Here is a 26,198-nt window from a genome sequence, read left to right as displayed (position 1 = left end):
CGTCGTGCGCCCACCGGCCCATCCCTCGCTTCAGCTCTCGCTGCCGCTCACCGCCTGCCAGTAGGCCCGGTGCCGGGCGACGCTTTCCGACCGTTCGACCACCGCCTCGACCAGCCAGGGGCCGCCCGTGGCAACGGCCTCGGCGATGGCTGCCTGGAACTCGGCGCGGGATGCGGCCCGGCGGTAAGGCACCCCGTAGGCCGCCGCCCCATGGGCCAGGACGAGGGGCACCGGGGTCAGCCAGCCCGTCTCGTATTCGGGCAGGGCCCGGGCCGGCAGATACTCGAAAATGCCGCCGCCGCCGTTGTTCACCACCACCAGCAGGCAATCCAGCTCCCGGGCCGCGGCCAGGGCATTGAGGTCGTGGTGGGCCGCCAGGTCGCCGAGGAGGGCGGCACTGTAACGGCCTTCGGCGCTGCCTGCCGCCGCCAGGCCCAGGGCCGTGGACAGCTGGCCGTCGATGCCGCTGCAGCCCCGGTTGCCGTGCTCCTCCAGGGGCTTGGCCGAGAGGCCGGAAAAGGAATCGCCGTCCCGCACCGCCATGGAATTGCCCCAGAAGAGGCGGCTCTCCGCCGGCAGGGCCGCCAGCAGGTCGGCCACCACGGCCCCTTCCCACAGGTCGTCGCCGGCCGCGTCGAGGGCGGCCCGGGCCAGGTCCCCGGCCCGCTGCTCGGCGGCGCGCCAGGCCTGCATCCAGGCCGGCGGCGCCTTGGCCGCCACAGCCTGGGCCAGGGCCGCCAGGGTGGCGGCGGTGTCGCCCCGCAACAGCAGGGTGGTGCCCCGTTCCGGGTCGGGCCAGCGGCCTTCTCCTTCCAGCAGCAGCAGTTCGGTGCCCTGGTCCAGGCACTGGCTGAGCCAGGTCTGCAGGGAGCGGCTCACCTGGGCGTCGCCGCAGCGCAGGATCCAGGCCGGGGCTTGGGCGGCGACAAAGGCGGCATCCCGCACCAGGGCTTCGCCGTGGGCGAGGAAATGATGGCTGTCGGGGCGGCTGTCGGCCTCAAGCCCGGCGGTACCGTGGCGCAGGCCGGAAAGGGGCTCGGCCAGTACCGGGCAATCCAGGGCCCGGGCCAGGGCGGCCACGGCCCGGGCGTAGTCGGGGCCGGCGCTGCCCGGCGGCAGGGCGCCGGCCAGGATCAGCCCGGGGCGCCCGGAGAGACGGGCCGCGGCCTGGGCCACGGCGTGGGGCGCCGGCAGCACCAGGGGCGGCGGCGCCTCCGGCGGATGGACCGGGCCCAGGTCCGGGCTGGCCGCCAGCTTGGCGGCGGGCGGCAGCAGGGGCTCGCGGAAGGGCAGATTGACATGCACCGGCCCCGGACAGGGCCAGCGGCATTCGGCCAGGAGCCGGGCCGCCAGGGTATGCACCTGGCGCGGCAGGAAACCTTCCTCCGGCGTCGACAGGGCGTGGGCGGCGCGCACGAAGCCGGTGAACAGGCCGGCCTGTGCCACCGTCTGGTTGGCACCCCAGCCGTGCAGTTCCGCCGGCCGGTCGGTGGAGAGCAGCAGCAGCGGCACCCGGCCGGCGTCGGCCTCGATCACGGCGGGCAGCCAGTGGGCCGGGGCGGAGCCGGAGGTGCACACCAGGGCCACCGGCAGTTCCGTGGCCTTGGCCAGACCCAGGGCGAAGAAGGCGGCGGAGCGCTCGTCCACCAGCACGTGGCAGCACACGCCCGCCTGCCGCAGGAAGGCCAGGGTCAGGGGGGTGGAGCGGGCGCCGGGGGAAATGACGACATGGGCCAGCCCGGCGCCGGCCAGGGCGGCGGCGAAGTGGCGGGACCAGAGATAGTTGGTGGTGCCGGTGGCGTTCATGGGCGAAGGATCGTGAGGTTAGGCGCCGCGGCGGCTGGCGGCGGCAGGGGCTGGGGCCGAGGGTGCCAGGGCCTCCAGCATGGTGGCGAGCTTGGCCTCGGTTTCGGCCAGTTCCTGTTCCGCGGCGGAGCCGGCGACGATGCCGGCGCCGGCCTGGAGTTCGGCCCGGTTGCCGCGCAGGTCGGCGCAGCGCAGGGGCACGGCCAGGGTGCCGTTGCCGGCGGCGTCGATCCAGCCCAGGCCGCCGCTGTACCACAGGGGCCGCTCCTCGCCGTGGGCCTGCAGCCATTCCCGGGCCGGGGCCGCCGGCCAGCCGCCGACGGCGGGGGTGGGATGGAGCCTGGCGGCCAGGTCGAAAAGGCCGACTCCGGGCGCCGGACGGCCGTGGAAGGGGGTGCGCAGATGGCTGAGGCCGGCGTGGCGTCTGCCGCCGGGCAGCTGCAGCACTTCCGCCGGGGCGGCCTGCAGTTCGGCGCAGAGGGGGGCCAGGGTGTGGCGGATGGCCTCGGCCACCCAGCCGTGTTCCCGCTGGTTCTTGTCCGAGGTCAGGGGGGCGTCGGCCCGGCCCCAGCCGGTGCCGGCCAGGGCTTCGGTGTGCAGCTGGCCGTCCTGCAGGCTGAGGAGCCGCTCTGGCGTGGCGCCGAGGAAGGTGCCGGCCCGGTGGCCGACGGCGAAGACGCTGCTGTCGGCCTGCTGGGTTGCCAGGGCGGCGAAGACGGCGGCCGCTTCCAGGGCGCTGTCGGCCTCGAAGGTGACGCGGCGGGAGAGCACCACCTTGTCCAGCTCGCCCCGGGCGATGGCGGCCAGGGCGGCCCGGGTGCGGGCGACGAAGGCCTGCTCGGGCAGGGGTGCCGGCGGCCGTTGCAGGTGGAGCGCGGCCAGCGGCGCGGGTTGGGACAGCAGGGTCCGTTCCAGCGTTTGCCACAGGGCCTCCCAGCCGGCCATGGCCTGGGCGGCGCCATGGGCGGGGCAGGTGAGGACCAGGGTCTGGCGACCGGCCCGGCGCCTCAGCAGCAGGGCGGGGACCCGCAGGCGGGCGTTCGGCAGGGGGCTGTCGCCGCTGGCGTCGTAAAAGGCAAAGCCCAGGTGGGCCAGGGGCGCCTGGAGGTCGCCGCTGCCACCACTGTCCTGCGATGTGGCGGCAATCTGCCAGCGGGCCGCCAGGCCCTGCCAGGCGCCGTTGAGGGCGGTGAAGCGACCCGGCCCGGCGCTTTCCACGGTGCAGGCGGCGCCCAGGGCCAGCCAGGCGTCGTCCGGCCGCTGCCAGGCCAGGCTGTCGGGGGCTGCGATGTAAGGCAGGGGGCCGGCCATGGGCAACGGGGGCGCCGGCAGGCACAGGCTGAGGAGGTCCGTGGGACGGGCCCGGGCGGCCAGGGCCGCCAGTTCCCCGGCCAGGCCGGGATAGCGCTGGCCGAGACTGGCGGTGCCGGCGGCGGGGCGGGCCTGGGGGCGGCTCATGGAGCTTCCCCTGGGGCCAGCAGCCCGTCCTGGGCCAGTTGTTGGGCCAGCTGCCGCAGGGCCGGACGTTGCAGCTTGCCCATGGGATTGCGCGGCAGGGTGGCGACCCGCTGGATCAGCCGGGGCCGGCGCGGCGAGGGCAGGCGTTCGGCGCACCAGCGGTGCAGGCCGGCGTCGTCCATGGCTGCGGAGTCCCCCACCACCAGGGCCAGCAGCCGGTCGCCCCACACCGTGTCGGGCAGGGCCGTCACCGCCGCGTCGCGCACGCCGGGGCAGGCCAGCAGCACTGCTTCCACCTCGGCCGGATGCACATTGACGCCGCCGCTGACCAGCATGTCGTCGGCCCGGCCCAGCAGGGTCAGGCTGCCATCCGCCTCCAGGCGGGCCAGGTCGCCGCTGACCAGGGCGCCGTCCGTCAGGCCCCGGCCCGGCTCCAGGTCCGGATTGAGATAGCCCCACATCACCTGGGGCCCGGCCAGGCGCAGCCGTCCTTGCCGATCCAGTTCGACACGGCAGCCGGCCAGGGGCGCACCGACCCGGCCTTCCTGCCAGGCATCGGGGGGCGGATGGATCCAGGTGGCGACCTGGGCGGCGCATTCGGAAAGGCCGTAGCTGACGCAGAGGGGCCAGCCGGCAGCCATGGCGCGGCGGAAGAGGGGGGCGGAAAGGGCGGCGCCGCCCACCAGCACGTAGCGCAGCGGGCCCGGCGGGACGCCGGCCTCCAGCAGCCGGTCGAGCATGGCCGGCACCAGAGACAGGTGGGTGATGTCTCCTGCGGCCAGGGCCGCGGCCACCGCTTCCACCGTGAAGCGGTCCAGCACCCGGGCCGTGGCGCCGCTGCGGGCGCAGCGGGCGAGGATGGAGACGCCGCCGATGTGGTGCAGGGGCAGGCAGTCCAGCCAGGTGTCGCCCGGGCTCAGGGGCAGGCGCTCGGCCGAGGCATCCGCCGCCGCCGCCAGGTTGGCGTGGGTCAGCACCACGCCCTTGGGTTCGCCCTCGCTGCCGCTGGTGGCGATGACCAGGGCCGGCTGGGCTGCCACCGGCACCGCTGGCAAGGGATCGGTAGCCGCCGCAATCGCAGCGGCAGACGGCAAGGCCTCCAGCAGACGGCCCCGGGGGCCGGCCAGGGCCAGCAGGGCGGCGCGGCGTTGCGGCGAAGTGGCCGGGTCCAGGGGAAAGAGGGCGATGCCGGCCCGGGCGCAGGCGAAAAACAGCCGGGCCAGGTCCGGGGCGGGCAGGGGAGCGAGGAGGATGGTGCCGGGAGCAGCGCCCCAGGCAAGGAGCGCAGCGGCCAATGCCCCGCCATCCGCCACCAGCGCCCCACGCCGCCAGGCACCGTCGGAGGTGACCAGCTGGAGCGGATCTTCGGACAGGGGACCGAGCCAGTCCAGGGGCTCGTGGGGATCAATGAAAGGCGCGGGGTTCATCAGCGCCTGATTATACGCAGGGCCGGCGGGGGGCTACACGATGTGGGTCAAATCTGGGAATGGCGGGCGGGGGCCGTTCCGTGTGTTTGCATGGCCCTTGCAACCGGAGATGCAAGCCTAGGCAAAAAAAGGGGGCTTGATTGCATCACTGTTGCCCCCATGGGATGCCCTAGTGATCTCCAACCATGTTGTTAGTTACCCATTGCTTCTGATGAAAGCGTGCCTCAGCACAAGAACTCCATCAGGGATGTGTACCTTATCTTGCCTGCCCTTGATCTCGTTCATTTTCCTGCGGTAACGAGTCCGGTGGAATAAACCAGTGCATATGTCCACATCGGGCACAAACTGCACAATCTGCGACACGATTCCACTCTTCCAAATCTAGAAACGTCATCAGCGGCGTATGGAGCTGGACTTGGTGTGCCCAGAAAGTCGTATGTGCGCAAACATTGCAACTTAGCTGGCGTCCTTGAACAACAATCGGACCATATTCTCGGTCACGACAGGTTTCTCTCCGCAGCATGCGCAATAGGGTTCTGAGCATATAGGTGCTTTACGTGAAGGCTTAGCCGGCGGCAAAAGTCATTGTGCTTTTGCGGTCGACTTGCGTGGATTGTTGGAGAGATCCATGGCTCCCGGCAAGTGGCAGGATGGCGAAAACCACAAGAAGGGACTGTGGGGGAGTATGGGAATCTCGAGTCAATGACTTCGGGTGATACTGCTCCGGGTCCGCAGTTAAGTTGCCATTAGCATAAGTTCTCGGTTGGAGTATGTCGATAGCTTGATGCAGAGAGGGTGCTCAGTCCTTGTTCAGGAAGAATGTTGGGAAGTCGCCCCGGCTTTTTTGCTCGGGTGGAGCAAACCGTGTCCGGGGCCTAGCGGCTCCTGATCTCGATGCGGCCGTTGCGGATGGCGTCGATGAAGCGGTCCGCATTGGCGTCGCCCGGGCGGCGGCGCTTGTAGTCTTCCAGGTACTTGAGGGCGCCGTCCTGGTCCTTGAGGCTGAGGTGAGCCATGCCCAGGGTGAAGGCGGCATCCGCGATGCCGGCAGCCAGGGCCTTTTCCAGGTAGGGGAGGGCTTCCCGGGGTTTGCCGGCACCGGCCAGGAAAGTCCCGTACAGGTAGTTGCCCCGGGGATGGGCCGGCTCCAGCTGCAGCAGGCGCTGGAACAGGGCGTTGGCCTTGTCGGCGGCACCGGGAATCTCCAGGTTGTGGCCCATGCTGCCGAGATGGGCAGCGCGGAGCAGCAGGTCGGGATTGGGGGTGGGCACATTGACCAGGGTGTCGAGCATGCCGGAAATGACCTTGACGTCCTGGGTGGCCCGTTGCCGGTCCTGGGGCGTGTCGAACTGGGGCGGGTAGTTTTTGGCGTGGGTGGCCAGGTCGTTCAGCATCTGGTCCAGATAGGCGCCGTCGAAGCCGTATTGCTTGCCCGAGGGGGTTTCTGTCACCGTCAGCAGGCGTTTGGGATCGTGGGTTCCGTATTCCCGGGCATGGGCGCCGGTGCCCAGGAGCAGGACGAGGGCGACAAGGGCGATCAGGTGCAGATGGCGCATGGATGGTGGTTCCTGGGGGGGGCGGGAGGTTTACTAGGGGGCTTCTGGAACGGCTGCTGCGGCGCCTTCCCGCAGCTTGTGCACGATGAAATCCTTCAGTTCCGGCGGCAGTTCCGCCGCCAGGGCGAGGAAGGTGTCGATGATGGCGCCGTGGTCCGCGGGGCCGTTGGCGTAGAGCAGGGGCGTGCGGTTGGCTCCCGCCAGGGGTTCGCCGTCATCCACCAGGTAGTGACGGAATCCACCCTGCCGCTGCCAGCTCAGGGAGCGTTCGCGGCGGGGCTTGTCGTAGGCCAGCTGGAATGCGCAGATACCCTGCTCGTCCTCGAACAGGACTAGATCGATTTCGTGGCAGAAGAACCAGCGGCGCCGGGGTTCTCCGGCGACCTGCCTGACGTTGGCGAGTTCGCGCAGCATGGGGGCGGCCGTCATTGGGCGAACCGGAAACGGACCAGGGCCAGGGCGAAGAGGAAGCCGTAGGCGAAGCGGTCGATGCGCAGCAGGGACTGGCTCCGTCCGGCGCGCCAGGTGCCCAACAGGGACATGAGCAGGCCGCCGGCCAGGAGGCCGAAGATGGCGTAGCCCCAGGCTGCCACGTAGGGATTGGGCGGCTTGCTGAAGGGTTCCGCCACGGCGCGCAGGCCCAGTTCGCCGAGCACTTCGAGGATGGCTTGCAGGAGAAATTCGCCGACGATCTGGATGATGATTTCAAGCATGGGGCGGAAGGTGGGTTTTGTTGGCTGCCGTTCGTGGCGCCATTGGCCGCTATTTCTCCGGACGGCTGCGGGTCGATCCCGGGAGGCGACAGGAATGCAGCATATTTGCCATTGGCATGGATGTCGAGGCCGGGACGCAACTGCCGGCGCTCGCCGCGGCGGGCGGACGCCTCAGGCCGGCGTGGCGAAGGGCTGGAAACCGAGGCCGGGGCCGGCGGGGAGGGGCAGGTAGCCGGCGGCGACGGGGGGCGGGGCGCCCAGGTCCGTCGCCAGCCATTCGGCGGTGGCCAGGCCGTGGGCCAGATCGCCGCCGAGGGCGGCGGCCAGATGGGCAGCGGCGAGGAGGCCGCAGGCGGATTCCAGGCTGCTGGTGACGATGCAGTCGCCGCCGGCGGCGGCGAAGCGCTGGGCCAGGGCGACGGCGGGGAGGAAGCCGCCGAGGCGGGGCAGTTTGAGGATGAGGCGGCGCACGGTGCCGTCGAAGAGGGCGGCCTGGGGCAGGTCGGCCAGGGATTCGTCCAGGGCCAGGGGGAAGGCGGCCCGGGCCTGCAGGGCGGCCCAGGCCGGGGCGCTGGGCTGGGCCAGGGGTTCTTCCAGGGCGTCGATGGGCAGGCCGGCCAGGGCGTCGAGCCAGGATCGGGCATCGCCTTCCTGCCAGGCCTGGTTGGCGTCCAGGCGCAGGGTGCTGCCGGCGGGCAGGCGTCGGCACAGGGCCTGGACCAGGGGTATCTCCTGGGAGGCAGGCGCCAGGCCGATCTTCAGCTTGAGTACCTGGAAGCCGGCTTCCAGTGCGGATTCCAGGGCATCTGCCGTATGCGGGCCGAGGCTGCCCAGGCTGGCGTTGACCCGCACCCGCTGGCGGCAGTCGCAGCCCCGGATGCTGGCGTTGAGGGAGCGGCCGTTGCGCCGGGCCAGCAGGTCGAGCAGGGCGCTTTCGACCCCGGCCCGGGCGGCGGGGGTGTCGAAGCTGGCGGCGTCGTTGAGGGCTTCCAGGGCGGTGGCTGCCTCCAGCCCCCTGAAGCGTTGCTGCCATTGGACCAGGGCGGCGGCTGCGGCGGCGGGGGGTTCCGTACCGATGCCGGGCAGGGGGGCGCAGTCGCCGTAGCCAACGCCGCCGTAGTCGTCTTCCAGGCGCACCAGCCAGCCTTCCCTCTGGTCGAGGCCGCCGGCGGCGCTGCGCCATTGCTGGCGGAAGGGCAGGCGGTAGGGCTCGAAGGTGAAGGTGCGAAGGGTCATGGGCGGAGTGTAGCGGGTTGCTCCGGCCGCCGGGAGGGGCCGGCGGGGCGGATGAGTGCGGATGCGGTGCGCTTAAGGCGGGCTTAAGGATCGGGCCTTAGGCTGCAGGCATCATCCTGTTGTGGAGTGTTCCATGGAAACCGTGACCTACCGCCGCCAGCGGGTGTTCGACCCCCTGCTGCGCCTCTTGCACTGGTTCAACGCCCTGGCCATCGTGCTGCTGTTCGCCACCGAACTGGGGGCCGAGGCCCTGGAGAAGGGGCCGGTCCGGGAAGCGGTGTGGCACGGCCACGTGCTGCTTGGCTACGGCCTCATCGCCGGCCTGGGGCTGCGTCTGCTGTGGGGCCTGGTGGGGCCGCAACGGGCCCGCTGGAGCGACTTTTTCCACGTCTCCGTGTGGTTGCGCCGCCAGAAGGCCGACGCCGGCGCCTTCGGCCATGACGCCTGGGCCAGCCTGGCCTACCTGGGGCTTTACGCGGTCTTGATCGGCATGGGCGCCACCGGGCTGGTGGCCGCTGCCGGCTACTTCCAGCTGGGGCCCCTGGCCGATGGCGGCATCACCAGGGAACTGGCCCACAGCTTCAAGGAAGTGCATGAACTGGGCGCCAATCTGGTGTGGGCCTTCATCGCCGTGCATATCGGCGCCCTGATCTGGCACGAGCGTCGCGGCGCGCCCATGGCCCAGTCCATGGTCAGCGGCTACCAGTACCGGGTGGCGGACGAGTCGCAGTAGGCGCAATCCGCGGTATGAAAAAAGGGACCCGGCGGGTCCCTTTTTTTTTACGGCCGCTTGCGGTATTTGCCGAAGTCCGGCGGGCGCCGTTCGAGCCAGGCGTCGCGCCCTTCCCGGCCTTCCTCGGTCATGTAGAAGAGGCCGGTGGCGTTGCCCGCCAGTTCCTGGATACCGGCCAGGCCGTCGGTGTCGGCGTTGAAGCCGGCTTTCAGCATGCGCAGGGCCATGGGCGAGAGGCGCAGCATTTCCTGGCACCAGGCCACGGTTTCCTCCTCCAGCTTTTCCACCGGCACCACCGTGTTCACCAGGCCCCAGTCCAGGGCCTGGGCGGCGTCGTACTGGCGGCAGAGGAACCAGATTTCCTTGGCCCGCTTCATGCCGATGGTGCGGGCCATGAGACCGGCGCCGAGACCCGCGTCGAAGCTGCCGACCCGGGGGCCGGTCTGGCCGAAGCGGGCGTTTTCGGCGGCGATGGAAAGATCGCACACCAGGTGCAGCACGTGGCCGCCGCCGATGGCATAGCCGGCCACCATGGCTACCACGGGCTTGGGCAGGCGGCGGATCTGCATCTGCAGGTCGAGCACGTTGAGGTGGGGAGTGCCGCTTTCGTCGTGGTAGCCGCCGTCGTCGCCGCGCACCTTCTGGTCGCCGCCGGCGCAGAAGGCGTCGGGCCCTTCGCCGGTGAGGATGATGGCGCCCACGGCGTTGTCCCGGTGGGCCAGGTGGAAGGCGTCGATGAGCTGCATCACCGTTTCCGGGCGGAAGGCGTTGCGCCGCTCGGGCCGGTTGATGGTGATCTTGGCGATGCCGTCACAGGTTTCGTAACGGATGTCGGAGTAGTCGGCCTGGGCAACCCAGGGCAGGGCGGGTCGGATCATGGCTTCTGGCGCGGGGATGGGGAAAGAAGGCGCCAGTATAACGGCCCGGGCGGCGCGGCGATTTGATCTGGCATCGCCCGGGTGGCAGGCCTTCAGCCCATGAGGAATTCCGGCCCCTGCTGCATGAGCTGGCCGGCCCGGCCCGGCACTTCGCCCCGGGTCACCTGGCAACGGGGCAGCATGTCCCGGTCCAGGGCGTCCACCATCTGGCGGCAGGCCACCAGTTCGTAACCCTGTTCCTTCCAGCCGACCAGGAGACGCTCGAACTCGGGCAGCAGCTTCATGCCTTCCAGTTCGGCGTGCAGGGTGAATACGTGGCCGTTGTCGGGTGCGTCGTGGGTCAGGGCCAGCAGGCGGTCGGCATAGGTTTCGGCGGTGATGCCGTCCCGGCCCACCATTTCTTCCGCCGTCGGCAGGGTGGTGGGCAGCTGGGGGCAATTGACCAGCTCGCCCTCGATCACCGGCAGGTAGGGGCCGGTGCCCCGGGTGTCGCTGGCGTAGGCCAGGCCCAGCCGCTGGGTCAGGCGCAGGGCGTGGCGGGTGGTCTGCCAGCCGCTGGCGGCGCCGGCGGCGGGGCGCTGGCCGAGAATGTCCTCGTAGCGCTTGGCGGCCTTGGCTATTTCCACTTCCACCCATTCGTTATCGGCCTGGGCCAGCTTCTTCTGCCACATCACCCGGTCCCAGCTCTGGATGCCGGTCTCGAAGCCGGCCTCATGCACGGCCCGCAGGATGTGGGCAGCGCGGCGGCCGATCTCGGGAGCAGGAATCCAGGCGCCGTAGAGCAGGCTGGTGAAGCCGTAGCGCTCCAGGCGGGAGAAGCTCTTCTGCCCGGCCGGCGTGGTGCGGGGCGGCACGTAGCCCGTGTTGTCCTTGCCCAGGGAGAAGAAGAAGGTGGCCTGGGCGCCGTGCTTCTGCAGGGCTTCCACCAGGCGGGGCACGCCGACGCGGGCGCCGCGCAGGGTGTCGACATTGATCTTGAGGGCGAGTTTGGGCTGGGACATGGGGCGATTTCGGGTCTGACTGGAGAGGCCGTCGCGGCCGACAATGGGATTGGCGCCGTCTTGCGCAGCGGCCGGGGGGAGATTGTAGTTTCATTCCGGCCGTTTGCGGTGGCCGTGTGGACGGAAATGGGCGGGAACAACGCGGGCAACGCTATCCGCCAATGAAAAAACGCGCTCCGGCGTTGGGTCCGGAGCGCGTTGAAAGTACAGCTGTCCGTCTTGGAGGAGAGGACAGCCTCAATTGTAAGGATATCTACTGACGCCTTTCTGACGGACTTCAGGCGGAGCGGGTGATGACGTACACGCCGAGGACGATGCAGCCGATGCCGAGGAGCTTCTGGGCGCTGAGGGCTTCGCCGAACCAGTGCCAGGCGATGAAGGCATTGATGACGTAGCCGATGGAGAGCATGGGGTAGGCGATGGAGACGGGCACCCGGGAGAGGGCCATGATCCACACCACCAGGCTGACGCCGTAGGCCACCATGCCGGAGAGGATGAAGGGGTTGAAGGCCAGCTTGAGGCCGATGGGCAGGACGTTGTCCAGGTGGAAATCGAAGTGGCCGACGGCGTTGGTGCCGGCCTTGAGCAGCAGTTGCCCGGCGGCGTTGAGGATGACGCCGGCCAGGATCAGGGAAAAGCTGATGGCGTTCATGCCCCTCAGCCCTGCAGCAGGGCGCAACCGACGCTGCGGCCTTCCGCCACCAGGATGTTGTAGGTGCGGCAGGCGGCCTGGGTGTTCATCACCTCCAGGCCGACGCCGGCCCGCATCAGGCCCTGCAGCAGTTGGGGATGGGGAAAGCGCTGCTTGGCGCCGGTGCCGAGGATCATGATTTCCATCTTCAGCTCGGCGAGGAAGTCGAAATCGGCCTGGGTCAGGCTGTCGAAAGTGGCGTCGGTCCAGTCCTGGATCAGGCGCCGGGGCAGCAGCACCAGATTGCCCTGGTGGTTCTTACCGTTGATGGCCACGTAGTCGTCACCGTAGCCGGTGAAGGAATAATGGCCGTCTGTACTGTCTCTGTGGAGCTTCATGGTCGGCTGCGGTGCACAAACGGGGTAAGAAAGGGTAGGATTATAGCCTTTTTACGCGCCCGTCCGGACCGTCCGGCCGCTGGTGCCGACTGCCGGAATTCCCCTGCGCCCATGAAAGACTTTCCCCGCATCAAGCGTCTGCCGCCCTATGTGTTCAACATCACCGGCGAGCTGAAGATGGCTGCCCGCCGTCGGGGCGAGGACATCATCGACATGTCCATGGGCAACCCGGACGGCGCCACGCCGAAACACATCGTGGACAAGATGGTGGACGCCACCCAGCGCGGCGACACCCACGGCTATTCCGTCTCCAAGGGCATTCCCCGGCTGCGCAAGGCCATCTGCGACTGGTACCTGCGCCGCTACAACGTGGAATTCGACCCGGACAGCGAGGCGGTGGTCACCATCGGCTCCAAGGAAGGCCTGGCCCACCTCATGCTGGCCACCCTGGACCGGGGCGACACGGTGCTGGTGCCCAATCCCAGCTACCCCATCCACATCTACGGCGCCATCATCGCCGGGGCCAACACCCGCTCCGTGCGCATGACCGACGATGTAGATTTCTTCGAAGAACTGCAGCGGGCCATCCGGGAATGCACGCCCAAGCCCAAGATGATGATCCTGGGCTTCCCCAGCAATCCCACGGCGCGTTGCGTCGAGCTCGACTTCTTCGAACGGGTGGTGGCCCTGGCCAAGGAGCACGACATCCTGGTGGTGCATGACCTGGCCTACGCCGACATCGTCTTCGACGGCTACCGGGCCCCCTCCATCATGGAAGTGCCCGGCGCCCGGGATGTGGCGGTGGAATTCTTCACCATGTCCAAGAGCTACAACATGGCCGGCTGGCGTGTCGGCTACATGGTCGGCAACAAGGAGCTGTGCGCCGCCCTGGCCCGTATCAAGAGCTACCACGACTACGGCACCTTCACGCCGATCCAGGTGGCCTCGGTGATCGCCCTGGACGGCCCCCAGGACTGTGTGGAAGAAGTGCGCCAGACCTACGAACTGCGCCGCAACGTGCTCGCCAAGGGGCTGCACGAGGCGGGCTGGATGGTGGAGGTGCCCAAGGCCTCCATGTACATCTGGGCCAAAATCCCCGAGCCCTATGCCCACCTGGGCTCCCTGGAATTCGCCAAGAAGCTGCTGGCGGAGGCCAAGGTGGCGGTCTCCCCGGGCATCGGCTTCGGCGATTACGGCGACGACCACGTGCGTTTCGCCCTGATCGAGAACGAGGCCCGTACCCGCCAGGCGATCCGCGGCATCAAGGACATGTTCCGCAAGGACGGCCTGCTCAAGTAAGCCGGCCGCCAGACAAAACCGAATTGATCTTCGTCCGGCCCCGCCGGCAACCCCGCAGGAAAACAAAGTGCGACCCATCAAGAAATCCGCCAAGCTCGACAACGTCTGCTACGACATCCGCGGCCCCGTGCTGGAAAAGGCCAAGCAGATGGAAGAGGACGGCCACAAGATCATCAAGCTCAACATCGGCAACCTGGCCTCCTTCGGTTTCGATGCGCCGGAAGAGATCCAGCAGGACATGATCCGCAACCTGCCCAATTCGGCGGGCTATTCCGACTCCAAGGGCATCTTCGCGGCGCGCAAGGCCATCATGCACTACGCCCAGCAGAAGAAGGTCAAGGGCGTCGGCTTGGAAGACATCTACGTGGGCAACGGCGTTTCCGAACTGATCGTCATGTCCATGAACGCCCTGCTCAACCCGGGCGACGAAGTGCTGGTGCCGGCCCCCGACTATCCCCTGTGGACCGCCGCCGTCAGCCTTTCCAGCGGCACGCCGCGGCACTACATCTGCGACGAGGGCGCCGGCTGGCTGCCCGACCTGGACGACATCCGGGCCAAGATCACCGAGAACACCCGGGCCATCGTCATCATCAACCCCAACAACCCCACCGGCGCCCTCTATCCCGATGACCTGCTCAAGGAAATCGTCGAGATCGCCCGCCAGCACCACCTGATCATCTACGCCGACGAGGTGTACGACAAGGTGCTCTACGACGGCGTCGAACACACCGCCATCGGCTCCCTTTCGGAAGACGTGCTGACCATCAGCTTCAACGGCCTTTCCAAGAACTACCGTTCCTGCGGCTACCGGGCCGGCTGGATGATGGTCTCCGGCGACAAGCGTCCCGCCGCCGACTACATCGAAGGCCTCAACATGCTGGCCTCCATGCGCCTGTGCGCCAACGTGCCCGGCCAGTGGGCCATCCAGACCGCCCTGGGCGGCTACCAGAGCATCAACGACCTGGTGGCCGAGGGCGGCCGCATGCGCCGCCAGCGGGACGTGGCCCACGAGCTGATCACCTCCATTCCCGGGGTCACCTGCGTCAAGCCCAAGGCCACCCTGTACATGTTCCCGCGCCTGGACCCCAAGGTCTATCCGATCCAGGACGACCAGCAGTTCATCGCCGAACTGCTGCAGGAAGAAAAAGTGCTGCTGGTCCAGGGCACCGGTTTCAACTGGCCCGAGCCGGACCACTTCCGCCTGGTCTTCCTGCCCCATGTGGACGACCTCAAGGAAGCCGTCGGCCGCATCGACCGCTTCCTGGCCGGCTACCGCAAACGTCACGGCACCTGACCGCACCTGATTTTTCCAACCACGATAATTAACTCAGCAACTAGGGATCTTGCATATGAAAGCGATCAACGTCGGCCTGCTCGGCATCGGTACCGTCGGTGGCGGCACCTTCACCGTCCTCAAACGTAATGCGGAAGAAATTACCCGCCGGGCCGGCCGTCCCATCGAGATTTCCATCGTGGCCGATCGCAATCTGGACCTGGCCCGCCAGGTCACCGGCGGCGCCTGCAAGGTCACCGACGATGCCTTCGCCGTGGTCAGCGACCCCAATGTGGACATCGTCGTCGAGCTGATCGGCGGCTACGGCGTGGCCAAGGACCTGGTCATGAAGGCCATCGAAAACGGCAAGCACGTGGTCACCGCCAACAAGGCCCTGCTGGCCACCCACGGCAACGAAATCTTCGCCGCCGCCCAGAAGAAGGGCGTCATCGTCGCCTTCGAAGCCGCCGTGGCCGGTGGCATCCCCATCATCAAGGCCCTGCGCGAAGGCCTCTCTGCCAACCGCATCGAGTGGGTGGCCGGCATCATCAACGGCACCACCAACTTCATCCTCTCCGAGATGCGCGACAAGGGGCTGTCCTTTGCCGACGTGCTGAAGGAAGCCCAGCGCCTGGGTTACGCCGAAGCCGATCCCACCTTCGACGTGGAAGGCGTGGACGCGGCCCACAAGCTGACCATCATGTCCGCCATCGCCTTCGGCATCCCCATGAGCTTCGACAAGGCCCACGTGGAAGGCATCACCAAGCTGGACGCCATCGACATCAAGTACGCCGAGCAGCTGGGCTACCGCATCAAGCTGCTGGGCGTGACCAAGCGCACCCCGGAAGGCGTGGAACTGCGCGTGCATCCCACCCTGATCCCGGAAAAGCGCCTCATCGCCAATGTGGAAGGCGCCATGAACGCCGTCCTGGTGAAGGGCGACGCCGTCGGCGCCACCCTCTACTACGGCAAGGGCGCCGGCGCCGAGCCCACCGCTTCCGCCGTCATCGCCGACCTGGTGGATGTCACCCGCCTGCACACCTCCGATCCGGAACACCGGGTGCCCCACCTGGCCTTCCAGCCGGACGCCGTGGTGGACCTGCCGATCCTGCCCCTGGCCGAAGTGCAGACCGCCTACTACCTGCGCCTGCGGGTGGAAGACAAGCCCGGCGTGCTGGCCGACATCACCCGCATCCTGGCCGACCAGTCCATCTCCATCGATGCCATGATCCAGAAGGAGCCGGGCGAGGGCGAAGTGCAGACCGACATCATCCTGCTCACCCACCAGACCCGGGAAAAGAACGTGGACGCGGCCATCGCCAAGATCGAAGCCCTGGCCGCCGTGCAGGGCCAGGTCACCCGCCTGCGCCTGGAAGAACTGCAGTAAGCGGCACCGCGCAGCCCTGACGGGCTGCGATGCAACAAGGACGGGCATCTTCAGCCTGCCTTCCCGGAAATGTCCGCCCCGTGCGGGTCTCCAGGATGGTGCGGTGAAGGTGCCCGTCCTTTTTTTTGGCAGGATGGGGCAAAAGGCCTTGGCCGCCTCAGGGGTTTTGCCTGTCTGGATCAAAGACGGAGCGGTGCCGCCTGGACACAATGGGCGCTCCTGTTTTTACTCCGATCCCTGCGAGGACATCCATGCACGCCTGCGACCAACCCACTCCCCTGGCCCTCTATCCCTTCGACGCCCGGGGCGTTGCCAAGCGCTTCCGCCACGCCGCCATCTTCGGCGCCTTCGACGCCCTGTTCCCCGGCGAGACCATGCGCTTCTGCAACGACCACGACCCCCTGCCGCTGCTGGACCAGCTGCTCACCCGCTACGGCGACGGCATTTCCATTGCCTACGTGCAGCGCGAGCCGGGCGCCATCGTCATCGACTTCACCAAGCAGGGCTGAGGCAGCGCGCCGGCCAGCCCGGCGCCGCCCGATCCCACCAGGCCGGCCTTGCGCCGGCCTTTTTTATCGCAACAGGCGAAGGGCGGTGGAGGGGGCGGTGTTGGCTTGGCCGAGAACTGCTGTTCCGGCCTGTTGCAGGATTTGATTGCGGGTCAGCCGGGCGGTCTCTTCGGCAAAATCCGCATCGGTGATGCGGCTGCGGGCGGCGCTGGTGTTTTCCACATAGGCCTGCACATTGGCCACCACCGCTTCGAAGCGGTTCTGCACCGAGCCGAAGGTGGCCCGCAGGTTGGCGATCTTGGCGATGTCCGCATCGACACTGCCGACCGCCGCCGCTGCCAGGGCCTGGTTGGTGATGTTGATGGTGCCGGTGGCGGTCATGCTCTGGTAGTAGGAATACAGGCCGGTGCCGGCGCCTACCCAGCCGTAACCTGCAGCGGCGTTGGCGGCGGCGTTGTTCACTGCCGCCAGGACGACTGCCGGTTTGGCGCCCGCATTGGCGTTATAGGCGGCTTCGGCGGCCTGGTAGGTGGCCCAGGCCGCATTCTGGGCCGGGCTGCCGCTGGTGAAGCCGCTGACGTTGTAGGTGTTGCTGCCCACCGTGGTGGTGAGTCCGCTGGTGACGAATTTGCGCAGGGCCTGGTCGGCGGCGGTGATGGCGGCCAGGGGCGAGCTGCCGCCCTGGACGGCGCCGAGAATGGCGCTGGAGGCCTTGGCCGCCGGACTGGGACTGCCCAGGGATTGGGCCAGGTCCGTGGTGCTGACCTGGATGCGGTTGTCGCCGCTGCCGCTGTAGCCCACCTGGAAGGTCAGGGTGGAGGCGCCGGAGAGCAGGCGGGAGCCGTTGAAATCCGTGGTCTGCACGGTGCGGCTGATTTCCTGGGTCAGCTGGTCCACTTCCTTTTGCAGCTGGGAGCGGTTGCTGTCCACCATGGAGCCGTTGGCCGCCTGGATGGCGATTTCCCGGATGCGTTGCAGGTTGCCGCTGATCTGGCCCAGGGCCGACTCGGCCACCTGGCTCAGGGAAATGCCGTCGTTGGCGTTGCGCACCGCCTGGTTGCCGCCGCGGATGATGGTGCTGAGGCCCTCGGCGATGGCCATGCCGGCGGCGTCGTCCTTGGCGCTGTTGATGCGCAGGCCCGATGACAGGCGCTGCAGCGATTGGGCGAGGGTCCCGGACGAGCGCGCCAGGTTCTGCTGCACGGTCTGTGCGAGAACGTTGGTGTTAATGATCAGCGGCATCGGGCGTTCGTACCATCGGGATGGGCGGCTATTCCGTATTTTTTGCGGAGCAGGGGGCTACCCATCCCTATCGGCCTTGGGCCCGCCAACTTGAGGGTGTTGCCCGTATTCGTCCTTACGTTATGCCCTTGGGGCGCCAGGCTTCGGCAAGGGGAGCGGCCGTGGTATCCTTCGGCCCTTCCTTAAGTCCTTGAACGTCCCGGATTTTCCATGCGCTATCTGTCTACCCGCGGTGATGCAGCCTCCTCCCCGACCCAGTCCTTCTGCGACATCCTCCTCGGCGGCCTGGCCCCCGATGGCGGCCTCTACCTGCCGGAAACCTATCCCCAGGTGAGCCGGGCCGAGCTGGATGCCTGGCGTCAGCTGTCCTACGCCGAGCTGGCCTTTGCCGTGCTGTCCAAGTTCATCGACGACATTCCCCCGGCCGACCTCAAGGCCATCTGCGACAAGACCTACACCGCCCAGGTCTATTGCCATGCCCGTCCCGGCGACAACGCCGCCGATGTGACCCCCATCCACTGGCTGGAGCAGGGCAAGCTGGCCCTGCAGGAACTGTCCAACGGCCCCACCCTGGCCTTCAAGGACATGGCCATGCAGCTCTTGGGCAACCTTTTCGAGTACGTGCTGGCCAAGCGCGGCGAAGAGATCAACATTCTCGGCGCCACCTCCGGCGACACCGGTTCCGCCGCCGAATACGCCATGCGGGGCAAGAAGGGCGTGCGTGTCTTCATGCTCTCCCCGGACGGCAAGATGAGCGCCTTCCAGCGGGCCCAGATGTATTCCCTGCAGGACGAGAACATCCACAACATCGCTGTGCGCGGCATGTTCGACGACGCCCAGGACATCGTGAAGGCCGTCTCCAACGACGCCGCCTTCAAGGCCAAGTACAAGATCGGCGCCGTCAATTCCATCAACTGGGCCCGGGTCGCCGCCCAGATCGTCTATTACTTCAAGGGCTACTTCGGCGCCACCGAAAACAACGACCAGCAGGTGGCCTTCTGCGTGCCTTCCGGCAACTTCGGCAACATCTGCGCCGGCCATATCGCCCGCATGATGGGCCTGCCCATCGGCAAGCTGATCCTGGCCACCAACGAAAACAATGTGCTGGACGAGTTCTTCAAAACCGGCGTCTATCGTCCCCGCAAGACCGCCGAGACCTTCGTCACCTCCAGCCCCTCCATGGACATTTCCAAGGCCTCCAACTTCGAGCGTTTCGTCTTCGATCTGGTGGGTCGCGACCCGGCCAAGGTGCGGGAACTGTGGGCCCAGGTGGATGCGGGCAATGCCTTCGATCTGCGCGGCACCCCCTACATGGACAAGCTGGCCGGCTTCGCCTTCGTCTCCGGCGCCAGCAGCCATGCCGACCGCCTGGCCACCATCCGTTCCTGCTGGGAAACCTACGGCGTCATGATCGACACCCACACCGCCGACGGCCTCAAGGTGGCCAGGGAAAACCCCGTCGCCGGCATGCCCACGGTGGTGCTGGAAACGGCCCTGCCGGCCAAGTTCGCCGAGACCATCCGCGAAGCCCTGGGCCGGGAACCGGAAGTGCCCGCCGATCTCCAGGGCCTGGAAAAGCTAGCCCAGCGCGTCGAGGTCATGGACCCGGACGTGAATGCGGTGAAGGCCTTCATCCAGGCCCGGGTCTGACAGGTCTGGCGGGCCTGATAACGGCCGGCCATTGCCGAACGGGGCACCTGCGGGTGCCCTTTTTCTTTGATGGAGCGATCAAGATGAGCCAACACGAAAAATTCTGGAGCGAGCGCTTCAGCGCCGCCGGCGAGGACTACCTTTTCGGTACCGCTCCCACCCGTTTTCTCGCCCTCCACGAATTCCTCCTGGGGGCGGGCAGCACCGCCCTGTCCGTGGCCGACGGCGAGGGACGCAACAGCGTCTGGCTGGCGGAGCAGGGCCTGCAGGTGACGGCGGTGGAAGTGTCGCCGGTGGCGGTGGACAAGGCGCGCCGTCTGGCCGCCGGCCGGGGCGTCCTGGTGGATTTCCAGGTGGCGGACCTGCTGGCCTGGGTGTGGCCCGAGGCCGCCTACGACCTGGTGCTGGCCGTGTTCATCCAGTTCGCCAATCCGGCGGAACAGGAGCGGATTTTTGCCGGCATGGCCCAGGCCCTGAAGCCGGGCGGTCGCCTGCTGCTGCACGGCTACACCCCCAAGCAGCTGGAATACCGCACTGGCGGCCCCAGTGCGGTAGAGAACCTGTACACGCCGGAACTGCTGCGCCAGGCCTTCGCCGGCCTGGAGATCGAGGAACTGCGGGAGTATGAGGCGGAACTGTATGAAGGCCTGGCCCATCGGGGCCGTTCGGCCCTGATTGACCTGGTGGCGAGAAAGCCGGGCTGAGATTCAGCCCGGCAGGAATGGCGAGGCGCGGCTAGAGGTAGATGACGGCCGGGAACACGGCGGCAGCCAGGACCAGGACCAGCCATTCCAGATTGTGACGGGCGAGGAAGCCGGTGAAGTGCAGCACCAGCACGGCGATGGCGATGACGTAGAAAAGCGCGAACAGCATGTCGTTCCCCCGGTGACGACCCCGGCGGATGGCCCGCCGTGGCGGCGGAACCGGGGTTCTTCGGCCGATTATAGCCACCTGCTCCGGCGCTGCCGTGACATATTTGGCTCCCGGCCGGCCCGGGAACAAAGAGATGCAGGCCTGCCGGAGGGCAGGCCCCAGGCGGACGGGTAAGGCGCTGGGGAAGCCGGGGAGAGGCGGTGGAGAGCCGCTGCGGCGGCCCCTCAGCCCGCCTTGAAGCGCATGGAGAGATCCAGGGCCTGCACGTCCTTGGTCAGGCCGCCGATGGAGATGCGGTCCACCCCGGTTTCGGCGATGGCCCGCACCGTTTCCAGGCTGATGCCGCCGGAGGCTTCCAGCACGGCCTGGCCGGCGGCCAGGCGGGAGGCTTCCGCCATGTCGGCCAGGCTCATGTTGTCCAGCAGGACCATGGTGGCGCCGGCGGCCAGGGCCTGGCGCAGCTCCTCCAGGTTTTCCACTTCCACCTGGATGAACTTGCAGGGCACGGTTGCCGCGGCGGCCACGGCCTTGGCCGCCGCCACGGCCTGGGCGATGCCGCCGGCGGCCATGATGTGGTTTTCCTTGATCAGGATGGCGTCGTAGAGGCCGATGCGGTGGTTGTCGCCGCCGCCGCAGGTGACCGCGTATTTCTGGGCCAGGCGCAGGCCGGGCAGGGTCTTGCGGGTGTCCACGATGCGGGCCCTGGTGCCGGCCACCGTATCGACGAAGCGGCGGGTGCGGGTGGCGACGCCGGAGAGCAGCTGCAGGAAATTGAGGCCGGTGCGCTCGGCAGTGAGCAGGGCCCGGGCCGGGCCGGCGATGTCGCACAGCAGCTGGTTGGGCTGGACCCGGTCGCCGTCCTGGGCGTGCCAGGTGATGCGGCAGGCCGGATCCACCTTGCGGAAGGCGGCTTCGAACCAGGCGGTGCCGCACAGGGTGGCCGCTTCACGGGAAATCACCGTGGCCGTGCCGGGCTGGCCGGCCGGGATCAGCTGGGCCGTCAGGTCGCCGCCGGCCACGTCCTCGGCCAGGGCGCCATCCACATTGCGCTCGATTTCGGCGGCGGGGGGCAGTTGCAGGGTGAGTTGGGAATCCACGGGCTTGGGCACGGCAGGCTTTCGTTCATGTTAGATTGACCGGACGCAATTCTAACATCCGCAAAGGAGGCGCCATGGGCAGCGAAGCAATGGGTATCCTGCATGTCAGCCTGGGCGTCCTGCTCGCCCTGGGCCTGGCGGCGTGGCTGGTGTACTGGTATGTGCAGGACATCACCCAGAAGCGCCACACGGTGCTGCGCAACTATCCCATCGTCGGCCACCTGCGCTATTTCTTCGAGAAGCTGGGGGAGTACTTCCGCCAGTACTTCTTCCTCAACGACCGGGAGGAGCGCCCCTTCGACCGGGCCACCCGGGGCTGGATCTACCGCCTGGCCAAGAACGAGGGCGGCATCCTGGGCTTCGGCTCCACCTACGACCTGCACCAGACCGGCGCCATCCTCTTCGTCAATGCGCCATTCCCCGTGCTCGACGAGGAACGCCTGCCGACGCCGCCCCTGGTCATCGGCGAGGGCTGGTGCGACAAGCCTTTCACCGGCCGCTCCCTGATCAACATCAGCGGCATGAGCTTCGGCGCCATTTCCAAGCCCGCCGTCCAGGCCCTGGCCCGGGGCGCCCAGATGGCCGGCTGCTGGATGGATACGGGGGAGGGCGGCCTTTCGCCCTACCACCTGGAAGGGGGCTGCGACATCATTTTCCAGATCGGCACCGCCAAGTACGGCTGCCGCGACGACCAGGGGCGCCTGTCGGAGCAGAAACTGCGGGAGCTGGCGGCCCACGACAACGTGCGGGCCTTCGAGATCAAGCTGTCCCAGGGGGCCAAGCCGGGCAAGGGCGGGGTGCTGCTGGCGGCCAAGGTGACGCCGGAGATCGCCGCCATCCGCGGCATTCCCCTGGGCCAGGATTCCCTCTCGCCCAACCGGCACCGGGACATCGCCGACATGGAGCAGCTGCTGGACATGGTGCAGCGGGTGCGGGACGTCACCGGCAAGCCGGTGGGCATCAAGACCGCCATTGGCGGCTGGCAGTTCATGCACCTGCTCAACGAGGCGGTGCTGCGCCGGGGGCTGCACTGCGCTCCCGATTTCCTCGCCATCGACGGCGGCGAGGGCGGTTCCGGGGCGGCGCCCCAGGCCCTGGCGGACCACATGGCCCTGTCCATCATGGAGGCCCTGCCCCGGGTGGTGGATTCCCTGCTGGAGGCCGACCTCAAGGGCCGGGTGCGGGTCATCGCCGCCGGCAAGCTGGTGACCCCGGCCAAGGCCGCCTGGGCCCTGGCCTGCGGCGCCGATTTCGTCAATTCGGCGCGGGGCTTCATGTTCTCCCTGGGCTGCATCCAGGCTTTGCGCTGCCAGAGCAACACCTGTCCCACCGGCATCACCACCCACAATCCGCGCCTGCAGCGGGGCCTGGACGTGGAGGACAAGGCCGAGCGGGTCGCCGCCTACTGCCGCAACATGGGCAAGGAGATGGACATGATTGCCCACTCCTGCGGCCTGCGCCACGCCCGGGAATTCCAGCGGGAGCACGTGCGCATGGTGCAGCCCAACGGCGAGAGCGTGGCCCTCAACATGCTCTATCCCTATCCCCGCCCGGCCTAGCCGCGGCGGCTTTCCCGCCGCTGGGCCAGGGCCAGCCACAGGCCGCTGCCGGCGATGACGGCCATGCCGGCGGTAGTGAGGCCGTCCGGCAGGTGGCCGAAGACGATCCAGCCGAGCAGGGTGGCCCACAGCAGCTGCACGTAGAGGAAGGGCGACAGGGTGGAAGCCGGGGCGTGGCGGAAGGCGGCGATGAGCAGGAAATGGCCGCTGCCGCCGAACAGCCCCATGGCGCACAGCAGGGCCCAGTCCCAGCCCCGGATGGCCGGGACGGCGCCGAACCAGGGTGCCGCCAGGGTCATGGTGAGGGTGCCCACCAGGGCGGTGTAGAAAAGCATGGTCAGGGTGTTCTCGGTGGGCGAGAGCTGGCGCGTCAGCAGTTGATAAACGGTGTAGCAGCCGGCGCAGGCCAGGGCCCAGGCAATGCCTTCCAGGTTGAGGTCGCCGCCGGGGCGGGCGATGAAGAGCACCCCGATGAAGCCGATGCCCACCGCCAGCCAGCGGTTGAGGCCGATCTTCTCGCCCAGCCAGGGGCGGGCCAGGATGGCCACCAGCAGGGGCGTGATGAAGACCACGGCAGTGGTCTCGGCCAGGGGCATGTTGCGCAGGGCCGCCATCATGCAGGCGGTGACGCCCACCAGCAGCAGGGCGCGCAGGATCTGCAGCCCGGGCCGCCGGGTGCTGAGCAGGCCCCGGCCCAGGCGGGGACCGAGAAAGACCAGCATCAGCAGGCAATGCACCAGGTAGCGGGCCCAGGCCAGGAAGGGAATGGGATAGGTGGCGGCCAGGGTCTTGGAGGTGGCATCCAGCAGGGCGAAGAAGAAGACGGCGGCGAGCATGAGCAGCACGCCCCGCAGGGGATGGCTGGGATGGGACATCGTTTTTCTTTTGCTGGGCGGAGCGGCACTCCGCGGTAAGGGTCAGACGGCCGTCCGGCACCAGGCGTTGAACAGGGCCCTGGCCGCCACTGCCGTCTCCGAGGCAGTCAGACCGATGGGGCCGACGCCGGTTCCCGGCAAGGTGTCGGCGGCGGCGCCGTGTAGATGCACCGCCCCCAGCAGGGCTGCGCCCGGCTCCCAGCCCTGGGCCAGGAGCGCCACCGTCATGCCGGTGAGCACGTCGCCCTGGCCGGCGGCGGCCTGGCCCGGGTTGCCGCTGGTATTGATCCACCAGCGCCCGTCCGGCGCGGCGACCACGGTGCCGGCTCCCTTGAGGGCGACCCAGGCGCCAAACTGCTCGGCCAGCTGCGTGGCGGCGCCGATGCGGTCAGCCTGCACTGGGGCCACTTCCGTGCCCAGCAGGCGCGCCGCTTCCGCCGGGTGGGGCGTGAGCAGCCGCGGCGCCTGGCGGGTGGCCAGGGCCTGGGCCAGGGTGGGGTCGGCCGCCAGCAGGTTGAGGGCATCCGCATCCAGGACCAGGGGCAGTGGGCCGGTAATGGCCCGGGACAGGAATTCCCTGACCTCCGGCGCCTGGCCCAGGCCCGGGCCCACGGCCAGGGCGGTGAGGGGGGCGGCCTCCAGGGCCGCGGCCGGACGCAGCATCAGTTCCGCCTGCTGGAGATCGAAGGCGGGGCCGTGGCGGTCTGCCAGGCCGACGAAGACCCGGCCGCAGCCCAGGAGCAGGGCGGCGCGGCCGGCGAGGAGGGCGGCACCGACCATGCCGGCGGCGCCGCCGAGAATGCCGGCGCTGCCGTAGCTGCCCTTGTGGCTGTTGCGGCGGCGGGGCTGCAAGTGGGCGGCGAAGTGTTCCCGGCCGATGCTCCAGCCATCTGCCGGCACCAGGGCGGGGGCGTCCAGCTCCAGGGCGGCCAGATGCAGGGCGCCGCAGTGGTCCGGCCCGTCCAGGGTGAGCAGGCCCGGCTTGTGGGCGATGAAGGTGAGGGTGTGGCTGGCGCGGATGGCCGGCCCCAGGGCGCGGCCGCTGTCCGCATCGAGTCCGGAGGGGCAGTCCAGGGCCAGCAGGGGGCAATGGTCCCGCTCTGCCAGATGGTTGGCGGCGGCCACGGCATCGGCGTAGGCGCCGCTCAGGGGGCGTTGCAGGCCGATGCCGAAGAGGCCGTCCAGCACCAGGCCCCAGCGGGGGCAGGGGGGGATGGCGTCGAGGATGGCGCCGCCGGCCTCGAGGAAGGCTTGGCGGGCGGCCCGGGCGTCGGCCGGGGCCCGCTGGCCGTCGTCCCAGGCCACCACCTGTACGGCGAAGAAGCGGGCCTGCAGGTGGCGGGCGGCCACGTAGGCGTCGCCGCCGTTGTTGCCGGGGCCGGCCAGCACCAGCAGCGGGCCGGGGCGGCACAGGCTGGCGGCCAGGTCGGCGGCGGCCAGGCCGGCCCGTTCCATCAGGGGCTGCTTGCCGGCGGCGGCTTCGAGGGCGCGCAGGCCCTGGCTGCGGTAGAGGGGCAGGGCGGGGGGCGGGGGCGTCAGGGTGGCGGTCATGGCTGGATTCTAGCGCTGCTCGAAGTGCCGGCGGGCACAACGTATCGTGTTGGCATGGATGGCCACGGTGTCGCCGATGTCCCGGGCGTAGCCGCCGGCCATGGCGATGGCCACGGGGATGCCCCGCTCCCGGCAGGCCGCCAGGACCCGCTCGTCGCGGGCCTCCAGGCCGGCCATGGTCAGGGAAAGGCGCCCCAGGCGGTCCCCGGCGTAGGGGTCGGCGCCGGCCAGGTAGATCGCCAGCTGGGGCCGGCAGCGGCTGAAGAGGTCCGCCAGTCCTTGTTCCAGGGCCGCCAGATAGGAGGCATCGTCGCAGCCGTCGGGCAGTTCGATGTCCAGGTCGCTGCGGGCCTTGGCGAAGGGATAGTTGCGGGCGCCGTGGATGGAGAAGGTGAACACGCTGGCATCCCCCTCCAGGATGCGGGCGGTGCCGTCGCCCTGGTGCACGTCGCAGTCGATCACCGCCACCTGGCCCACCCCGTCCTGCGCCTGCAGGGCCCGGGCGGCCACGGCGGCATCGTTGAAGACGCAGAAGCCGGCGCCGGCGGCATGGGCGGCGTGGTGGGTGCCGCCCGCCAGATTGACGCCCCAGCCCTCCGCCAGGGCTGCCCGGCAGGCGCCCAGGGTGGCGCCGGCGGAGCGGCGGGAGCGCTCCACCATGGCGTCCGACCAGGGAAAGCCGATCTGGCGCATTTCCTCTGGCGTCAGCTGGCCGCTGCAGACCCGTTCCACGTAGGCCGGATCGTGGGCCCGGCAGAGGTCCTCGCGGCTAGCGGCCTCGGGCAGGATGAAGTCCGCCGGCGGGTAGCCTTCGTCGAGCAGGGTCTGGCGCAGGCGGGCGTACTTTTCCATGGGGAAACGGTGGCCCGGGGGCAGGGGCAGGACGAAGGTGTCGGAGTAGAAGAGCTGCATGCCTAGTAGTGATTTCTGCGCTTGTTCGATACGGGGATTCCCGTTAAGGTGGCAACTACAAAAATTTACAATATGCTGCTGTCAGTTTTTGCCGCCAATCAGCTGTACCGGAAGCGGGTCTGGCAACCGGCATT

General features: G+C 68.7%; 25 protein-coding genes. 8 read left to right on the top strand and 17 right to left on the bottom strand.

The window, feature by feature from the left end; genetic code table 11:
• Positions 1-30: 30 nt before the first annotated feature.
• The 7 genes from menD to menC form a co-directional block, all read right to left on the bottom strand.
• On the bottom strand, positions 31-1,806 hold the full coding sequence (gene menD / locus EV678_RS04655; protein ID WP_130458676.1) for a 2-succinyl-5-enolpyruvyl-6-hydroxy-3-cyclohexene-1-carboxylic-acid synthase: 1,776 nt from the start codon (positions 1,804-1,806) through the stop codon (positions 31-33).
• 18 nt (positions 1,807-1,824) lie between these two features.
• Positions 1,825-3,264, bottom strand: a complete 1,440-nt coding sequence (locus EV678_RS04650) for an isochorismate synthase (protein ID WP_130458675.1) — start codon at positions 3,262-3,264, stop codon at positions 1,825-1,827.
• Positions 3,261-4,691 carry a class I adenylate-forming enzyme family protein gene (locus EV678_RS04645; RefSeq protein ID WP_130458674.1) on the bottom strand — a complete coding sequence of 477 codons (1,431 nt, stop codon included), beginning with the start codon at positions 4,689-4,691 and terminating at the stop codon, positions 3,261-3,263. Before EV678_RS04645 ends, EV678_RS04650 begins: the two co-directional genes overlap by 4 nt.
• Before the next feature lie 875 nt (positions 4,692-5,566).
• Positions 5,567-6,247, bottom strand: coding sequence for a tetratricopeptide repeat protein (locus EV678_RS04640; RefSeq protein WP_130458673.1), 681 nt, complete (start codon positions 6,245-6,247; stop codon positions 5,567-5,569).
• A gap of 33 nt (positions 6,248-6,280) precedes the next feature.
• Positions 6,281-6,661 (bottom strand): hypothetical protein, encoded by a 381-nt coding sequence (locus EV678_RS04635; protein WP_165397450.1) that lies wholly within the window; start codon positions 6,659-6,661, stop codon positions 6,281-6,283.
• An 11-nt stretch (positions 6,662-6,672) separates the two neighbouring features.
• The gene (locus tag EV678_RS04630) at positions 6,673-6,960 is read right to left on the bottom strand and encodes a hypothetical protein (protein ID WP_130458671.1); all 288 of its coding nucleotides are present in this window, start codon (positions 6,958-6,960) and stop codon (positions 6,673-6,675) included.
• A 171-nt stretch (positions 6,961-7,131) separates the two neighbouring features.
• Complete coding sequence (gene menC, locus EV678_RS04625; protein ID WP_130458670.1) at positions 7,132-8,196, bottom strand: o-succinylbenzoate synthase; 1,065 nt, start codon at positions 8,194-8,196, stop codon at positions 7,132-7,134.
• Positions 8,197-8,329: 133 nt separating this feature from the next.
• Here menC and EV678_RS04620 point away from each other — a divergent pair, with 133 nt between their 5' ends.
• Positions 8,330-8,929: a cytochrome b/b6 domain-containing protein gene (locus EV678_RS04620; protein WP_130458669.1), complete on the top strand. Its 600-nt coding sequence runs from the start codon at positions 8,330-8,332 to the stop codon at positions 8,927-8,929.
• 47 nt (positions 8,930-8,976) lie between these two features.
• Here EV678_RS04620 and menB read toward each other — a convergent pair whose 3' ends face one another.
• The 4 genes from menB to EV678_RS04600 form a co-directional block, all read right to left on the bottom strand.
• Positions 8,977-9,807 carry a 1,4-dihydroxy-2-naphthoyl-CoA synthase gene (gene menB / locus EV678_RS04615; RefSeq protein WP_130458668.1) on the bottom strand — a complete coding sequence of 277 codons (831 nt, stop codon included), beginning with the start codon at positions 9,805-9,807 and terminating at the stop codon, positions 8,977-8,979.
• Positions 9,808-9,899: 92 nt separating this feature from the next.
• Positions 9,900-10,808 (bottom strand): polysaccharide deacetylase family protein, encoded by a 909-nt coding sequence (locus EV678_RS04610; protein ID WP_130458667.1) that lies wholly within the window; start codon positions 10,806-10,808, stop codon positions 9,900-9,902.
• A 277-nt stretch (positions 10,809-11,085) separates the two neighbouring features.
• A complete protein-coding gene (locus tag EV678_RS04605; RefSeq protein ID WP_014237927.1) occupies positions 11,086-11,460 on the bottom strand; it encodes an SMR family transporter in 375 nt (124 codons plus the stop codon).
• 5 nt (positions 11,461-11,465) lie between these two features.
• Positions 11,466-11,837 (bottom strand): Mth938-like domain-containing protein, encoded by a 372-nt coding sequence (locus tag EV678_RS04600; RefSeq protein ID WP_130458666.1) that lies wholly within the window; start codon positions 11,835-11,837, stop codon positions 11,466-11,468.
• Positions 11,838-11,948: 111 nt separating this feature from the next.
• On the opposite strand from EV678_RS04600, the gene alaC reads away from it, so the two are divergent.
• The 4 genes from alaC (at position 11,949) to EV678_RS04580 (ending at position 16,305) form a co-directional block, all read left to right on the top strand.
• A complete protein-coding gene (gene alaC / locus EV678_RS04595) occupies positions 11,949-13,136 on the top strand; it encodes an alanine transaminase (RefSeq protein WP_014237925.1) in 1,188 nt (395 codons plus the stop codon).
• Between the two features lie 67 nt (positions 13,137-13,203).
• Positions 13,204-14,430 (top strand): pyridoxal phosphate-dependent aminotransferase, encoded by a 1,227-nt coding sequence (locus EV678_RS04590; RefSeq protein WP_130458665.1) that lies wholly within the window; start codon positions 13,204-13,206, stop codon positions 14,428-14,430.
• 55 nt (positions 14,431-14,485) lie between these two features.
• A complete protein-coding gene (locus EV678_RS04585) occupies positions 14,486-15,796 on the top strand; it encodes a homoserine dehydrogenase (protein ID WP_014237923.1) in 1,311 nt (436 codons plus the stop codon).
• A 251-nt stretch (positions 15,797-16,047) separates the two neighbouring features.
• A complete protein-coding gene (locus EV678_RS04580) occupies positions 16,048-16,305 on the top strand; it encodes a DUF2249 domain-containing protein (protein ID WP_014237922.1) in 258 nt (85 codons plus the stop codon).
• Positions 16,306-16,368: 63 nt separating this feature from the next.
• Here EV678_RS04580 and EV678_RS16280 read toward each other — a convergent pair whose 3' ends face one another.
• Positions 16,369-17,547, bottom strand: coding sequence for a flagellin N-terminal helical domain-containing protein (locus EV678_RS16280; RefSeq protein WP_130458664.1), 1,179 nt, complete (start codon positions 17,545-17,547; stop codon positions 16,369-16,371).
• A gap of 210 nt (positions 17,548-17,757) precedes the next feature.
• On the opposite strand from EV678_RS16280, the gene thrC reads away from it, so the two are divergent.
• Together thrC and EV678_RS04565 are read left to right on the top strand one after the other, a co-directional pair.
• Positions 17,758-19,197, top strand: a complete 1,440-nt coding sequence (gene thrC, locus EV678_RS04570) for a threonine synthase (protein ID WP_130458663.1) — start codon at positions 17,758-17,760, stop codon at positions 19,195-19,197.
• An 83-nt stretch (positions 19,198-19,280) separates the two neighbouring features.
• The gene (locus EV678_RS04565) at positions 19,281-19,901 is read left to right on the top strand and encodes a class I SAM-dependent methyltransferase (protein ID WP_130458662.1); all 621 of its coding nucleotides are present in this window, start codon (positions 19,281-19,283) and stop codon (positions 19,899-19,901) included.
• Between the two features lie 31 nt (positions 19,902-19,932).
• On the opposite strand, the gene EV678_RS16025 is transcribed toward EV678_RS04565, so the two are convergent.
• The gene (locus EV678_RS16025) at positions 19,933-20,070 is read right to left on the bottom strand and encodes a hypothetical protein (protein ID WP_014237918.1); all 138 of its coding nucleotides are present in this window, start codon (positions 20,068-20,070) and stop codon (positions 19,933-19,935) included.
• 224 nt (positions 20,071-20,294) lie between these two features.
• On the bottom strand, positions 20,295-21,179 hold the full coding sequence (gene nadC / locus EV678_RS04560; RefSeq protein ID WP_207222167.1) for a carboxylating nicotinate-nucleotide diphosphorylase: 885 nt from the start codon (positions 21,177-21,179) through the stop codon (positions 20,295-20,297).
• A 62-nt stretch (positions 21,180-21,241) separates the two neighbouring features.
• Between nadC and EV678_RS04555 the strand changes: the two genes are divergently transcribed.
• Positions 21,242-22,726, top strand: coding sequence for an FMN-binding glutamate synthase family protein (locus EV678_RS04555; RefSeq protein ID WP_130458661.1), 1,485 nt, complete (start codon positions 21,242-21,244; stop codon positions 22,724-22,726).
• Here EV678_RS04555 and EV678_RS04550 read toward each other — a convergent pair.
• The 3 genes from EV678_RS04550 to EV678_RS04540 are packed head-to-tail and all read right to left on the bottom strand — an operon-like array spanning position 22,723 to position 26,064.
• Entirely contained in the window at positions 22,723-23,601 is an 879-nt protein-coding gene (locus EV678_RS04550; RefSeq protein WP_130458660.1) for a DMT family transporter, read from the bottom strand. The two genes, EV678_RS04555 and EV678_RS04550, sit on opposite strands and share 4 nt — an antisense overlap.
• 42 nt (positions 23,602-23,643) lie before the next feature.
• The gene (locus tag EV678_RS04545) at positions 23,644-25,152 is read right to left on the bottom strand and encodes an NAD(P)H-hydrate dehydratase (protein ID WP_130458659.1); all 1,509 of its coding nucleotides are present in this window, start codon (positions 25,150-25,152) and stop codon (positions 23,644-23,646) included.
• 9 nt (positions 25,153-25,161) lie between these two features.
• Positions 25,162-26,064 (bottom strand): histone deacetylase family protein, encoded by a 903-nt coding sequence (locus tag EV678_RS04540; RefSeq protein ID WP_130458658.1) that lies wholly within the window; start codon positions 26,062-26,064, stop codon positions 25,162-25,164.
• Between the last annotated feature and the right edge of the window lie 134 nt (positions 26,065-26,198).

The organism is Azospira oryzae (assembly GCF_004217225.1).
In the GTDB taxonomy this organism is placed as follows: Bacteria; Pseudomonadota; Gammaproteobacteria; order Burkholderiales; family Rhodocyclaceae; genus Azospira; species Azospira oryzae.
Note: the sequence above shows the minus strand (reverse complement) of the source record. Positions and strands in the feature narration are given on the sequence as shown.

What these genes read in the sequence shown, in the direction of transcription:
- alaC (WP_014237925.1), top strand. Translation starts at nt 11,949, where the DNA reads ATGAAAGACTTTCCCCGCATCAAGCGTCTGCCGCCCTATGTGTTCAAC.
- EV678_RS04605 (WP_014237927.1), bottom strand. Translation starts at nt 11,460, where the DNA reads ATGAACGCCATCAGCTTTTCCCTGATCCTGGCCGGCGTCATCCTCAAC.
- EV678_RS04640 (WP_130458673.1), bottom strand. Translation starts at nt 6,247, where the DNA reads ATGCGCCATCTGCACCTGATCGCCCTTGTCGCCCTCGTCCTGCTCCTG.
- thrC (WP_130458663.1), top strand. Translation starts at nt 17,758, where the DNA reads ATGCGCTATCTGTCTACCCGCGGTGATGCAGCCTCCTCCCCGACCCAG.
- menD (WP_130458676.1), bottom strand. Translation starts at nt 1,806, where the DNA reads ATGAACGCCACCGGCACCACCAACTATCTCTGGTCCCGCCACTTCGCC.
- EV678_RS04650 (WP_130458675.1), bottom strand. Translation starts at nt 3,264, where the DNA reads ATGAGCCGCCCCCAGGCCCGCCCCGCCGCCGGCACCGCCAGTCTCGGC.
- EV678_RS04555 (WP_130458661.1), top strand. Translation starts at nt 21,242, where the DNA reads ATGGGCAGCGAAGCAATGGGTATCCTGCATGTCAGCCTGGGCGTCCTG.
- menC (WP_130458670.1), bottom strand. Translation starts at nt 8,196, where the DNA reads ATGACCCTTCGCACCTTCACCTTCGAGCCCTACCGCCTGCCCTTCCGC.
- EV678_RS04645 (WP_130458674.1), bottom strand. Translation starts at nt 4,691, where the DNA reads ATGAACCCCGCGCCTTTCATTGATCCCCACGAGCCCCTGGACTGGCTC.
- EV678_RS04620 (WP_130458669.1), top strand. Translation starts at nt 8,330, where the DNA reads ATGGAAACCGTGACCTACCGCCGCCAGCGGGTGTTCGACCCCCTGCTG.
- EV678_RS04545 (WP_130458659.1), bottom strand. Translation starts at nt 25,152, where the DNA reads ATGACCGCCACCCTGACGCCCCCGCCCCCCGCCCTGCCCCTCTACCGC.
- EV678_RS04610 (WP_130458667.1), bottom strand. Translation starts at nt 10,808, where the DNA reads ATGTCCCAGCCCAAACTCGCCCTCAAGATCAATGTCGACACCCTGCGC.
- EV678_RS04585 (WP_014237923.1), top strand. Translation starts at nt 14,486, where the DNA reads ATGAAAGCGATCAACGTCGGCCTGCTCGGCATCGGTACCGTCGGTGGC.
- EV678_RS04635 (WP_165397450.1), bottom strand. Translation starts at nt 6,661, where the DNA reads ATGCTGCGCGAACTCGCCAACGTCAGGCAGGTCGCCGGAGAACCCCGG.
- menB (WP_130458668.1), bottom strand. Translation starts at nt 9,807, where the DNA reads ATGATCCGACCCGCCCTGCCCTGGGTTGCCCAGGCCGACTACTCCGAC.
- EV678_RS04580 (WP_014237922.1), top strand. Translation starts at nt 16,048, where the DNA reads ATGCACGCCTGCGACCAACCCACTCCCCTGGCCCTCTATCCCTTCGAC.
- EV678_RS04600 (WP_130458666.1), bottom strand. Translation starts at nt 11,837, where the DNA reads ATGAAGCTCCACAGAGACAGTACAGACGGCCATTATTCCTTCACCGGC.
- EV678_RS16025 (WP_014237918.1), bottom strand. Translation starts at nt 20,070, where the DNA reads ATGCTGTTCGCGCTTTTCTACGTCATCGCCATCGCCGTGCTGGTGCTG.
- EV678_RS16280 (WP_130458664.1), bottom strand. Translation starts at nt 17,547, where the DNA reads ATGCCGCTGATCATTAACACCAACGTTCTCGCACAGACCGTGCAGCAG.
- EV678_RS04550 (WP_130458660.1), bottom strand. Translation starts at nt 23,601, where the DNA reads ATGTCCCATCCCAGCCATCCCCTGCGGGGCGTGCTGCTCATGCTCGCC.
- EV678_RS04630 (WP_130458671.1), bottom strand. Translation starts at nt 6,960, where the DNA reads ATGCTTGAAATCATCATCCAGATCGTCGGCGAATTTCTCCTGCAAGCC.
- EV678_RS04540 (WP_130458658.1), bottom strand. Translation starts at nt 26,064, where the DNA reads ATGCAGCTCTTCTACTCCGACACCTTCGTCCTGCCCCTGCCCCCGGGC.
- EV678_RS04565 (WP_130458662.1), top strand. Translation starts at nt 19,281, where the DNA reads ATGAGCCAACACGAAAAATTCTGGAGCGAGCGCTTCAGCGCCGCCGGC.